At 44.7% G+C, this 13,359-nt stretch carries 6 protein-coding genes; 2 read left to right on the plus strand and 4 right to left on the minus strand.

Annotated elements, in window-relative coordinates; genetic code table 11:
• Positions 1–83 precede the first annotated feature (83 nt).
• Both AC04NP_RS15050 and AC04NP_RS15055 read left to right on the plus strand, forming a co-directional pair.
• Positions 84–2,387: a TonB-dependent receptor domain-containing protein gene (locus tag AC04NP_RS15050; RefSeq protein ID WP_482860607.1), complete on the plus strand. Its 2,304-nt coding sequence runs from the start codon at positions 84–86 to the stop codon at positions 2,385–2,387.
• Positions 2,388–2,398: 11 nt separating this feature from the next.
• Positions 2,399–3,646 (plus strand): PepSY-associated TM helix domain-containing protein, encoded by a 1,248-nt coding sequence (locus AC04NP_RS15055; RefSeq protein ID WP_482860608.1) that lies wholly within the window; start codon positions 2,399–2,401, stop codon positions 3,644–3,646.
• A gap of 144 nt (positions 3,647–3,790) precedes the next feature.
• On the opposite strand, the gene AC04NP_RS15060 is transcribed toward AC04NP_RS15055, so the two are convergent.
• The 4 genes from AC04NP_RS15060 to AC04NP_RS15075 all read right to left on the minus strand — a co-directional run bounded on the left by AC04NP_RS15060 (position 3,791) and on the right by AC04NP_RS15075 (position 13,309).
• The gene (locus AC04NP_RS15060; RefSeq protein ID WP_482860609.1) at positions 3,791–5,053 is read right to left on the minus strand and encodes a DUF3472 domain-containing protein; all 1,263 of its coding nucleotides are present in this window, start codon (positions 5,051–5,053) and stop codon (positions 3,791–3,793) included.
• Between the two features lie 194 nt (positions 5,054–5,247).
• On the minus strand, positions 5,248–8,493 hold the full coding sequence (locus tag AC04NP_RS15065; protein WP_482860611.1) for a VCBS repeat-containing protein: 3,246 nt from the start codon (positions 8,491–8,493) through the stop codon (positions 5,248–5,250).
• Positions 8,494–8,687: 194 nt separating this feature from the next.
• Complete coding sequence (locus AC04NP_RS15070; RefSeq protein ID WP_482860612.1) at positions 8,688–10,343, minus strand: RagB/SusD family nutrient uptake outer membrane protein; 1,656 nt, start codon at positions 10,341–10,343, stop codon at positions 8,688–8,690.
• A gap of 20 nt (positions 10,344–10,363) precedes the next feature.
• On the minus strand, positions 10,364–13,309 hold the full coding sequence (locus AC04NP_RS15075; protein WP_482860613.1) for a SusC/RagA family TonB-linked outer membrane protein: 2,946 nt from the start codon (positions 13,307–13,309) through the stop codon (positions 10,364–10,366).
• Positions 13,310–13,359 lie beyond the last annotated feature (50 nt).

Genomic DNA, 13,359 nt, shown 5'->3' on the forward strand with positions numbered 1-13,359 from the left:
CTGTGCCGCATTGGAATCGATATCATCAGGTGTGGGTACACCTGCGTTCCAGTGTAATTACACGTTTCCATAAAATCATGGTAATGAAACCCTATCTATTAAAATATTTGTTTTTAATGCAAGGCATTCTGTGTTCCATAATGCCTGCACTAGCTCAGCAAAAGGTAAACGGAGTCGTTTTTGACAAGCAAACCGGCGAACCTTTGGCAGGTGCCGAGGTGGTTACGCCTGGAATCACCTACGGGACTGTGACTAATTCCCTGGGTAAATTCACCCTTGACCTGCCGGACCATACATCCAAATTGGAAATCCGGTACATCGGTTATCAAACAGTGGAAATTTTTGACTTTAGTGAAGTAATCGAAGTAGGCCTGGAAGCGTCGACCAGTTCGCTGGAACAGGTAATCGTTTCTGCCAACCGGGAAAAAGAGCTGCGATCGGAAGTGCCGGCTGCTATATCGACAATTTCATCAAAAGTAATGGAAGAAACCGCACCTAATACATTAGATCAGGTACTCAATAAAATACCGGGTGTATTTGTCGCGGACCTGGCCAATGAACAACATATGACCAGTATCAGGCAGCCTATTTCCACCAAAGGACTATTCCTTTTTTTGGAAGACGGGCTACCCACCAGGCCTACCGGCGTATTTAACCACAATGCCATGAACGAGCTGAATCAGGGCGCCATTCGCAGCATTGAAATAATCCGTGGGCCCGCGTCATCTACCTACGGTGCAGAAGCGATTGGTGGTGTAATTAATGTAATTACGCAGGGCCCGTCACTTAATCTTAGCGGAAGAGTAGCCGTACGGGCGAACAGTAACGGACTTGCCAGAACGGACTTCAGGGTAGGCAATACCTTTGGAAAAACCGGGGTATTCGTTGGCGGTTATTATGCCAGAAGAAGGGATGGATTTTTCGAACATAGCGATATGGACAAGTATGCGGCCACGGTTAAAGTCACTCACGCACTTTCTTCAAAAACCGATCTGAATTTCTCCCTGACCTATGCCGACCTGGATACAGACATGACCGGAAGCCTGGACAGTACTGCATTTTTTGGACAAGACCTGACCAGCATCCAAACGTTTACCGAGCGAACAGTAAGTGCTTTGCGGATTCAATCCACCCTTAACCACGATTGGGCCCGTGCCGGCAGCACTACTGCCAGAATATTCTTCCGGGATAATGCCATTGGGCAAATTCCTTCTTTTCGCATACGAACGGACCGTAATACAGGCATTACCTCAGGAACAATAAACGAACGTACGTTCACAAGTGTTGGTGGAATCGTCCAACATACCTACCAGTTACCGGACATGAATGCGAAAATAATCGGCGGTATTTCGGCCGACCGCAGTCCTACGGATTTTTTTGAAGATTACATCCTCGTTACCCAAAATGAACAAGGGATCAATGTTGGATTTGTAGCGCCTGATTCAGCACTAACCAACAATGAGATCATACTGACAAACCTGGGTACTTATGCGACTTTTCAGATTTCTCCGGTAGAAAAACTAAGGCTCTCAGCTTCTTTGCGTTATGACCGTTTCAACTATAAGCACAGGAACTTCCTCCCCCCCTCCTCCTTTTCAGGCTCGCCAAATGCCACCAACACGTTTGATGCTTTTACCCCAAAAATCGGACTGACCTACGATTTTGGTAAAAACCGCGGGGTTTATGCCAATTTCGCACAGGGTTTCGTCCCTCCGCAGGTAGGCGAGCTGTACCGTGGTGTACAGATACCCGTGCTCGACCCCTCTGTCTATAATAACTATGAAGCCGGAGGCTGGTATTCTTTTACCATCGACGATCAGATCCAGGGTTACGCCAATGCCGCTTTTTACACAGTAAATGGCACCAATCAGATTATTAGCGTACAGTTGGATGACGGGACACACGAAAATCAAAATGCCGGTGAAACCCGCTCGCAAGGGATTGAATATATGCTCAACCTGACCTATGCCAGCCAAATTCAGTTCAGGTGGAGCGGCACTTTCGCGCGGCATGAGTTCATCGACTATGTAGAAAACGGCACAGAATTCAATGGCAATGAAATGGCGCAGGGCGCCAATGTGCAGTTCAACTGGGAGGTAACCTATCGCCCGGTTTTTGCCAAGGGCCTGCGCCTGTCTCTGGAGAATCAATACCTGGGCCCTTACTGGACAGATAACGGAAATACCCAGGAATATGAAGGTTTCAGCCTGTTGAACCTCAGAACAGGATACAGGTATAAAGGATTTGATTTGTCTGTCAGCATCCTGAATCTGACCGATGAACTCTGGTCGCCAAGGGTCAACACTTCAAGATTCGGTACTACTTTCATACCTGGCATTCCAAGAACCTATCAAATCGGCCTCGCCTACAATTTCAATAACAATTAATAGCCAATCAAATGGGAACTAAAGCACATAACTGGATATGGAAGTGGCACTTTATCGGAGGATTGGTATCGTTTCCCGTCATTTTCATCCTGGCATCGACAGGCATCATTTATCTTTTTAAGGACAATTATGAAAAACCTGTTTATCGATCCGTAAAGGAGGTTTCTGTCGGTGAACAGGAAATTTCTTACCAGGATCAATTAGAAACCGCCTCAAAGCAATGGGGCCGCAGGCCCACAGCCATGGTGGTACCTCACTATCCGGATCAGGCTACTGAGTTTGTGTGGGGAAGGTTTTCCAATAAATCAAGCCTTTATGTCAATCCTTATACAGGAGATGTCACCGGTAGCATTACCATCAAAGAGACAGATATGTACAAGGTGCGCAAGTTGCATGGAGAGCTACTTATGGGAAGTTTTGGCACCAAGCTGGTAGAGTTGGTCGGTAGCTGGATGATCGTACTGATCTTAACGGGGCTGTTTCTGTTCTGGCCAAGGAAATGGAAGGACGTCAAAAAATTGTGGACGATCAGAATTCATGGCCCGAGAAGGACGATGTACCGGGATATGCATATGGTCTCCGGGTTTTGGTTTTCGTTTATCCTACTGGTTATTCTGGCGGGAGGACTTCCCTGGACGGATGTATTCGGAGACATGTTTAAGTGGGTACAAAAACAAACCAACACCGGTTACCCTGCTACATGGCAGGCCAGAGGTTTAACCTCGAACGTTATTGAAGACGCGCCTGTTCCGCTGGACGTGATGGTAGCGAAAGCCCGGGAACTGGACCTTCCCGGCGAGGTAACTATTACCTTGCCGCAATCAGAAAAGGGAGTATTCAGTATATCCAACATGAACAGCAAGGATTTATCTTCACAAGTCATGATACACTTCGACCAGTATTCAGGTCATCAGTTGTTGGCACATCAATGGGAAGATGTGGGCGTATTGATGCGAGGGAGAATGTGGGCCATGGCTTTCCATCAGGGTGAATTTGGGCTTTGGAACTGGTTGCTTGTGATGGTTACAGCCATAGCATTGATGTCATTAAGCCTGTTTGCCATCGTTTCTTACTTTATGCGAAAAAAGCCAGGGTCATGGGGGTTGCCCAACAGCAACAGCTACAAGGTTACCACAGGAATTTATTTCCTGGTAGTTTCGCTCGGTGTCTTGCTTCCTGTGTTTGGGATTAGCATTTTGCTTATCTGGTTATATGAGCAAATAAGACGGGTTAGGTTGCGTAGACTTCAGGAAATATAGATGTTCAGCCCCCAATACTGAGAAGAAAAAGGCACGGGCAAGGTATTGGGGGCGTTAATAACAATGTCGTCAGATTAATCTGCCTTTTTTATATCAGTTAAAGTGTAGATAACAAATTTTCTGCCCACCAAGGAAGGAGGGTTGTCACTTGGCCTTTCCAGGCTGAGGGGTTTCCAGTTCAGAAAAATCTATATTCGGTGCAATATTATTGGCTGCCCTTCGATGATTACTATCCATGGCCGTAGTTTCATCGAAGAAGCCACAGTTTTTCATAAAGAAAACGTTTCCTTCCGCCCCACCCGAATAATCCAGACGTGCTCCTTTTCTTGCCGTAGCATCAGCCGTGAAGCTGGCTTTTGTCAGTTCATGCCAGTTGCCTTGCTTATCGTATGCCCATTGATTTGAATATTTTCCTGTTCTGGAGATAAATCCGGTTTCGGTTTTGAAGTTTTCCAGAAAGGAATGCAGCCGTGTGAGATAGGTATTGGTATAAGGTCTTCTGAAGCATGCAATCAGTTGCCATTTATTTTCTTCCGGCGCATAAAAGTAAGCTGTGAAATCCGTTGAATTGTTTTCAGAGGGTTCACCCTTCAATAAAAACCTGTAAGTGGTCCCCGCTTTCCAGTTAAAAACCTTATAGCTCTGCCCTCCCGACCCCTCATTTCCAAACTCCCCGGCGGTAACCCCCTGCCCCTTGTCCAGGAGTATAATTTTGTAGTCATCCGGAATTTCGTTGGGATCCTGGGTTTCATAAGGACTCCAAACGGAAAAAAGCACCCTTCTTTCAGATTCTGAGTTTACCTGCATACCAAAATACCCTTCCGAAAAGCCATTAGCCATGAAAAATGAGCCTGTTACATCTTCGTTCTCTTCTACGGTAATTTCATTGTAGAACCAAACAATTTCCTTGTTCAGGGGCGTTTCATAACTTAGATGCACCGATGGCCCCCTTCGTCCAAAATAAAAATCATCTTTTACGCAGGTGACTTCACCCTGTGTAGCCGGCCCTCCAATGAGCACTGCTTTCACATTACCTACACTGGATGAAGATTTCTTTACCCCTTGAATTTCAATGTAATGATAACCCGGCTTTTCTATATGGAACTCCCCTATTTCAACGTTTTCATAGGCTGTGTTAATTATTTGCTTTTCCTTGCTTTCTTTGCCCACCGTCACTTTGATCACGGATTTTCCGTCAGGGGACTTCATGTTCAATCCCACAAAGATTTTTCCTGCCGCACTGGTTTTGAACCAGGTTCGGATCACACTATCGAGGTCTGTCCAGTTGTGAACGCCGTCTGCAGAGATCATGTGTTCATTTTGTGCGAGATCACTCACTACCCAACTGTTACCTCCTGACGGAATGTGATAGGAGAAATCAAGTTTTTGATTGTTATCCTGCTTCATATTTCCCCGATTTAAAAACTCACCTGAACCGCACGAAGAGGTAATACCCCCCAAAAGAAAAAAGAAAAAAACGCTTGCTATTTTTAACCGGTGAATTGGCATCATCATGATATTTTTTTTAGTAACTGACCCGGTTTTTTACGGATCGCCGATTTACTGTTCCTCAATTGATTTTCCTTGCTTCTTTTAAAATTTCAATTTTCAGTAGAGAATAATTGATGTTTATCATTGTTGTTGCCGATAAATACTTTTTTCTTCAAACCCGATTGCAGCAAAAGTGCCCCTCTCACATCCTTATCAGCATAAAACCCGGTTTTTGTGTTGTCAACATATTCAAAAGTACCTCCTGAAATACCTTTGAGAAAGATACCGGTCCCGGCATCTGACCTGGTAGTCTCTACCTCCGGCTGATGGTTATTGCCGGCCATTAACAGATCATTTATGCCATCATTATCAAAATCCTCGTACAAAATAGTGTTTACAGGGGCAAGCTGGGCATGATTCGGAAAAGGTGAAAACGCAAATCGCCCCCGGCCTTCATTTACAAAAACCCCTGATCTAAATTCCGTGGCTTCATAATGAAGGGAGGACTCGATATTGGCTCCAAAAATTCCCTTGAGATCGGCATTGGCGAAATCAGCATATTTTTCAAACTTTTCTTTCAGAAAAGGCATTTGCTGGGATGTACACGATTTACCCCTCACCGGTACCTGCCTCGCCCGGTAGTATTTAGCCAAAACAATATCTTCTATACCATTGTCATCAAAATCGTGGGTGTAGATGTGAAAAGGTTTTTCTTCCGATGCGTGAAATTTATAATTCAATCCCAGGTTGCCTGCGATGAGGTCATGATCCCCGTCGCCGTCTATATCATCGATCAATAGTGCATTCCACCATCCTTTGGCTGAGGATAAGTCCTCATAATTTCCGATACCCGATAATCTGCCATTGTTGTTTGTTAAGATTTCAATGCCCATCCATTCACCGGCTATCACCAGATCCGGGTCACCGTCATTATCCATGTCCTTCCAATGTGCGGTCGTTATCATGCCAGCCCTTTCCAACTGCGGAGCGTATGTTGCTGTCTGGTCTGCAAAATTTCCCTTTTCGTTAACCAAAAGATAGCTTTTAGGCGGATAAGGGTATTTTCCCGGAATTACCCGGCCTCCAATAAACAGATCCATGTCCCCGTCCTGGTCATAGTCAGCGGCAGTAACTACGCCACCTGCCGTCCTGAGGTCGGGGAGTTGGGATGTTGACCGGAAAAAATCCCCTTTTCCATTATTGAGATAAAGCCTGTCCTGCAGTAAGGATGAGCCTTCCTCAAACTCATAACTGCCACTTACCACATATAAATCCGGATCGCCATCCTTGTCACAATCGAAAAAGCAGGCCGCAACATCCTCAAAGGCTTTGTCTTTTTCAAAATCTTCTATCACCACAGTCCTGAAAGTGCCATCGTCCCGGGCAATAAAGAGTTGTCCCGGAAAGTTATGCGCCCCGCCAATGAAAATGTCTGCAAGTCCGTCATTGTTAATATCTGCTTTGGCCAGCGCAGGACCCGTCTGGGAAAGTTTGTGCGGCAGGAGCAGTTGTTTTTCAAAATCATTGAATGGAAGTTCTCTGTGATACATATCGATGGGTTGCTGGTTGAAAAGAACGCCCTTATTGGACTTTGCCGCTGTAAAAATCCCTGTTTGATGATCTTTATAATCAATTGTCAAAGTCTGATTGGCCTTTACATTTTTTAAAATTTGATATTTCCCGTCAGGCCATATGATTTCTATACTATCCACCGCCTCCTCAATGCCAAGGCCAAAAGTCAATTTGTTCGGAACCGAAGATAGATAACCTCTTGTATTAATAAGCTCCCTGACCTGAGTTTTGTCAATACCCTCGTAAAGTTTTACCCTGGTTCCAACCCCGAAAATGTTTTTTTCACTTCCTCTGAATTGAAGTTGAAGATAGTTTTTCCCGGTTAACTCCCTGGCATTATTCCTTAAAATTGTGGCATTTTCATCAATGTTATTAACCACCAGATCAAGATCACCATCGTTATCCAAATCGGCATAAACCGCTCCATTGGAAAATGTGGGCTTTTCACTGGCCCACTCCAGGGTGGCATTGTCAAATGTCAGATTGCCTGTATTCCTGAAAAAATAGTTGGTTAGCTTTTGTTGTGGGAGTGTTTGCGTAAAATTGAAAAAATCCTTCTCGGTCAGGGAATTTTTATGGGCTTTGATGTACGCATCGATTTTGTTATTGGCGTCCCTGTCTACTACATCCCTGTAAATACCATTGGTAACATACATGTCATTGTAGCCATCCAGATCAAAATCTGCCAGCAGAACCGCCCAGCTCCAATCGGTCTTGGCAATACCCGAAAAGTAACCTATTTCACTAAAAGTGCCATTGCCATTGTTCAATTGCAGTACATTGTGCATGTACTGATGGTGGTGATCGTTTTTTACCATGTCATAAAACCTGTCAATAGGCATCATGGCCATGGTTGTTTTTGATCTGACATAATCCTCAGGATTCATATCCAGCACTACCAGATCGTTTAAACCGTCATTATTTATATCACCGATGTCACTTCCCATGCTGTAATAGGAAATGTGTTTAAAAAGTTCATTCCGGCCCTGGGAGAAGGTACCGTCATGGTTGTTTATGTAAGCAAAGTCCGGCCCGATAAAGTCATTGGAGACATATAAGTCCGGCCAACCGTCACCATTCAGGTCACCTACCTGCGGATGCAATCCAAAGCCAAGGTCAGGTAGAATTCCGGCCTCTGTCGATACATCGGTGAAGTGGCCCTCGCCATTGTTTCGGTAGAGTTTATCACTGCCTTTAAACAAAAGCGTTTTAGGATCCTGTTGCACATTTTGTAACCGGAGCACTTTTGAAGACAATTCAAAATTAGCCGGTGCATTGGCTATGTAGAGATCGAGATCGCCATCTTTGTCATAATCAAAAAAAGTAGCAGCGATGGATCGGTTGGGATCTGCCAGACCAAATGCTGACGCTCTCTCCGAAAATGTCAGATCACCGTTATTGATATACAGCATGTTGGCCAACCTCTTATCACCTTTGAACCAACCTGCCCGGCAAATATAGATGTCCAGAAAACCATCATTGTTGACATCTGCAATAGCCACACCAGTATCAAATCCGACTCTTTTGGTGATGCCAGCCCCCAACGTAATATCCTCGAACACAAAGTTTCCCTTATTTAGAAATAACTTGTTGTGATAAATATTGGAGGTAAAGAAAAGATCAACGCGTCCATCGTTATTAAAATCTGCTGCCGCAACACCGCCTCCGATGTAGATATATAAGTATTTATAGTAATGCAATTTTTCAGATTCCGGAATCTTGTTTTCAAAAGTAACATGCGTTATATCTGCCGGAATTTCGGTAAAGAGCTTATCTGAAGGCAAATCATCTATGCTTTTGTTGCAAGACACAAGGCTTACCAGGATCAAAACCGGTATTATGCTTAGATACGGAAAGCTTTCCAATGGAAAACAAGAATTGAACCTGGTAATCACAGTGTATATTTTAATGATGAATGTGGTTGGTTTTTATAATTAAAACAAAGGGTCTCCTTGGGGAGACCCTTTAAAGTATTACTTTAATCATTTTGTTGCAAGGAAGGTTGCAAAATGATCTGTTGCTCCGGAATAAATTCAACTACTCTCGGGTGATTCGGCGGTATTTCAGAGAGCGCATTGGTGCCATTTAAATGTGTTCCCGGATACCGGCGGTCCATGGTGCGTCCATTCCTGAATACGTCGAATTTACGATGGCCTTCGTAAGCCAGCTCCAGCCTGCGTTCCTCCAGAACAATATCCAGCACCGTTTTTCCCGAGGGGATATCACCCGGGGAATAGGTTGGAATGCCTGCTCTTAGCCGTATAATATTCACATTGTCAAGTGCCTCCTGATCCATACCTTTCTTGGCAAAGGCCTCGGCTTTTATCAGATACATCTCAGCCAAACGGGAAACTGTCGGGGACCACAGGTGCAAATTGTTTTGCTGCAGGGAAGCTTTGAGTATATAGAATTTCGGATAGCCGTTACGCTTTTGCAAATCAAACCCTTTGGTAACATCCTGTCTCCCGTTGGGTCCGTTGAAGAAGTATAAGGTCCTGCCATCCACTTCTTCGGACTCCACCGTGTAGGTAACACCATTATCTTCAAACGTTGTTTCCACGCCGGTTTCCGTGATTGTTCTGAATTCGTAGCGGTAATCGTCATTGACCCAGTATACCACGGGAATAGGCTCGCCATTTTCATCAAGCAGGTAGTCGGGGTCGATAAAGTTTCTTCTGGCGTCTTCTTCATTTTTATTGATCAGTTCGAGGTACGACCGCGAAGCATGCATCTCACCCCAGCCAACACCATCTATCGTGGCATAAAATGATCCAATCGTAAACCAGTTGTCACCAGGCGCCAAAAGATCAGATTCGGAATTTAATGTCACACTGAAAATAGCCTCTTCATTTTCCGTTGGGGCCAGCGTGTTCATTACAGAAAAACGATCTGTGGACAACAAGCTGTATGCACCCGAATTGATCACAAGGTCAGCATATGTTTCAGCATTATCATTGTCTTCCATATACAAGTAAACCCTTGCCAGTAGCGCCTGCGCCGCCTCTTTTGAGGCAAAAGAAGCTCCCTTGTTGATGGTCATCAAAGACTCGGCTTTTTGTAAATCACCGATGACCTGGTCGTACACTTCCTGAACGGTGTTTCTATCCGGCCTGTCATCGGTTTCTGAGGACAGTTTTACAGGAATAGAAAGGTTTGACGCTCCCTGGTTATAAGGCCGGCCGAACACATTTCCCATCTGAAAAAATACCAATGCCCTCAGGTAGTAATTCTCTCCGAGTAACTGGTCCGTTTCGGGCGAGTCCCCTTCCCGGATCTTTTCGATCATAAGGTTGCAGCCTACGATGATTTTATAGGAATTTCTCCAAAAACGGTCCACCCTGGAGTTTGTGGTAATGGCCTGGTAATTATATAGAAAGAAAAGATTGTCGGACGTACCGCCACTTAATGCCACATTGTCGCCGGGGTACTCAGATATTCTGTGCAAATCGTCGATCCATCCGTTGAAGCCTATATCACCTTTGAGTAAAGCGTAGTTTCCCAACGTAGCAGTTTCTATGGAACCTGGATCGGAGAATAACTCATCAACTGAAATCTGGTTGTACGGATCGCGGTCCAGGTCGCATGAGACAGCCAATAAAACAACGATTGGTAATATTGTTAACAGCTTTTTCATTTTGTATGATTCATTTTTCGTTAAAATGACAGATTAATTCCCAAAACATATCTCCTTGGGATCGGATAGCTTAAATCAGCCCTTCCCGATAATCCTCCTTGTTCGTCGTTAGGATCGCCGGTGATCGCAGGATCTACGCCCGAAAAATCGGTAATGGTCAAGAGGTTGTCACCGGACAAATAGATTTTGGCATTGCTGATTCCCAGGTTATTCAAAACATTTGCCGGTAAGGTGTAGGCAAGGGTGATATTCTGCATCCTGATATAACTTGCTTCCTCCAGGTAACGGGAAGAGGGCTTGTTAGAGTTGTTATTACCGCCTTCTACTGCTCTGGGATGTGTGGCATGATCACCCGGGTTGGTCCACCTGGACCATCCGTCGGCTAAAACCTGTTGGTTAAATGTGGGGTAAAAACCATCGGAATCAAACAGTTCCCTGGAGGCATTGTAAATATACCCTCCTTTTGAAAAATTAAAACTGGCATTCAATGACAGGTTTTTGTAACTCAACCCGGTATTAAAACCTCCTATGAAATCAGGCGTCGAGCTTTCAATTATCTGCAGCGTTGCTTCATTCCAGTTGTTGGTTTGGGTGATTTCCCCTGTATCCGGATCTACTACTTCCCACAACGGGTCACCGGTTTCAGGATCTACGCCCAGCCATTTGCGTGTATACCAGGAGTTGGAATCATCACCCACACTAAATATTTTTGATCCTCTGGGTATCTCCGTTTGGCCATCAAACAACTCCGTAATCTCATTTCTGTTGATACCGATGTTAAAGCCGGCAAACCAATTAAAAGTATTGCTCCGGATGATGTCAGCATTCAGGGTAACCTCAAATCCCGTATTTTTCAAACCACCGACATTTTCCCAAAAACCACTAAAGCCGGTGATATCGGGCAAATTAACAAAATAAAGCAGATCTGAAGTATTTTTGTTATAGTATTCGAAAGTAGCATTCACCCGGTCGAAAATTCTGGTGTCTATGGCAATATTGGTTTCAAATGATTTTTCCCAGCCAAGATCCGGGTTCCCGAATTGATCTAAAACAGCGGCAGGTATGGCATCATATTGTGTGTTTAACCGGTATGTTCCCTGGTAAGGGTACAGCGATGAAGGTCTGTTACCGACAGAACCATAGCTAACCCGCAGTTTAAGTTCGTTAACAGCGCTGCTATTGAAAAAATCCTCGTGATGAATATTCCATCCGGCGCCCAGGGCAAAGAAAATTCCATACCGGCTGTCAGGCCCGAAATTGGAGGCGCCGTCCCTCCGGATGGATGCTTTGGCGAAATATTTGTTGCTGTATGAATAATCTGTTGCCAGAAAAAATGATTGCAGTGCGTAATCATTTTGAAAACCACTGATCCCACCCGGTGTTGTGGTAATATTCAGGATTTCACCGCCTGCAATAAAGCCCTGCCCGGTTGCGCCGAGGTCTTCGTATTCATAATCATTATATTCAAAGCCCGCCAGTACCGATACCTGATGCGCTCCGAATTCACGGGAGTACTGTAACATCTGTGTGGCTAACCGGGTAAGTCTTCTCGCGGTAAAATCATTTAAACTACCCCGAGTGGCCTCTCCTGAAATGGATCTCGGGTCGGTATAAATCTTCCGGTCAAAATCGTACAAGGTGAAATTGTTGATAGACCTAAAAAGCAAATCCGGCAGTAATTGATACTCGAAATCAAAATTGCCACTCATGTTAAAGGTTTTGCTGGATGTGTAATTCCACTGAAGATCGTAAAAATAGTTACGCTGGTCCCTGCCTATCCAGGTGGGAGACTCCTGTGCATTGATCGCATTTCCGTCTTCATCGAAAGGCAGATCCCAGGGCAAATTAAGATATAATTCGTACCTGGGATGCTCTGCCTGACGATCCCTTTCATCAAAACTAAATGATAGTTTCGGCATGAGCTTTAGTTTATCTGTTATTTGATAATCCAGGTTCATACGAAGCGTATAACGATCCAAATCATTTCCTTTGATGGTTCCTGACTCAGTGTAGTACCCACCATTCATAAATAAACTCAGCTTCTCGGTTCCACTGGTAAACGAAATGTTATGATCCTGGACGATACCTGTTTGGGTGCCTCCTTCTATCCAATCATAATCCCTCGCCAACAGTTCCTCACTGAACCAGGGTTGAGAGTTATTGAAAAGCTCATGGTAATCATACAGTTGCTGAGCATTCATTACCTCAAAATTACCGTCATTGAATTCATTTACCCCAAATCTTGTGCTGAACGTGATCTCGCTCTTACCTGCCGTGCCTCGTTTTGTTGTTACGATAACTACCCCATTGGCGCCTCTGGAACCATAAAGAGAAGTTGCGGATGCATCCTTTAACACCGAAATAGATGCTACGTCATTCGGATTCAAAACAGGCGTGGTGTGTTGAATGACCCCATCCACAACCCAGAGCGGAACCACACTTCCGTTCAGAGAAGCTGCCCCTCTTATCAAAATTTCGGGAACTCCTCCGGGGGCACCGCTTGTCGGTGCGATCTGCACACCTGCAGCTTTTCCCTGTAGCATGGACGAAACATCGGGAGTGGTGATGTCGGTTAGTCTTTCGGCGCTTACGGTGGCCACCGAGGAGGTAATCTCTTCCCTGGTTTGGGTACTATAGGCCACCACCACAATCTCCTCCAGTTTAGCAATATCCTCAGAGAGTAATATATTGATAACGGTTTGGCCATTAACCGGAACTTCCCGGGATACATATCCCAGCGAACGAAACACTAAAACCGAACCGCCGGTCACACTTATCGTGTATTTGCCGTCGGCATCTGTGGCTACGCCATTGGTTGTGTTTTTTTGAATTACATTTACCCCCGGAAGCGGGGCGCCTGTTTCAGCATCTGTAACTATGCCTGTTATGTTGATTTGTTGAGCCTGCAATGAGTAAGCAGTTATCAACATAAGTGAAAATAATCCTTTTGTAAATAGTTGTTTCATTGATTTAATTTAGATTAATACTAGTTTGCGGCTGAGAGGTCGATAGCCTT

The sequence above is a fragment of the Agaribacillus sp. DX54 genome (assembly GCF_056858335.1).

Coding starts and splice junctions, on each gene's coding strand:
- AC04NP_RS15050 (WP_482860607.1), top strand. CDS start 84: ATGAAACCCTATCTATTAAAATATTTGTTTTTAATGCAAGGCATTCTG.
- AC04NP_RS15055 (WP_482860608.1), top strand. CDS start 2,399: ATGGGAACTAAAGCACATAACTGGATATGGAAGTGGCACTTTATCGGA.
- AC04NP_RS15060 (WP_482860609.1), bottom strand. CDS start 5,053: ATGAAGCAGGATAACAATCAAAAACTTGATTTCTCCTATCACATTCCG.
- AC04NP_RS15070 (WP_482860612.1), bottom strand. CDS start 10,343: ATGAAAAAGCTGTTAACAATATTACCAATCGTTGTTTTATTGGCTGTC.
- AC04NP_RS15075 (WP_482860613.1), bottom strand. CDS start 13,309: ATGAAACAACTATTTACAAAAGGATTATTTTCACTTATGTTGATAACT.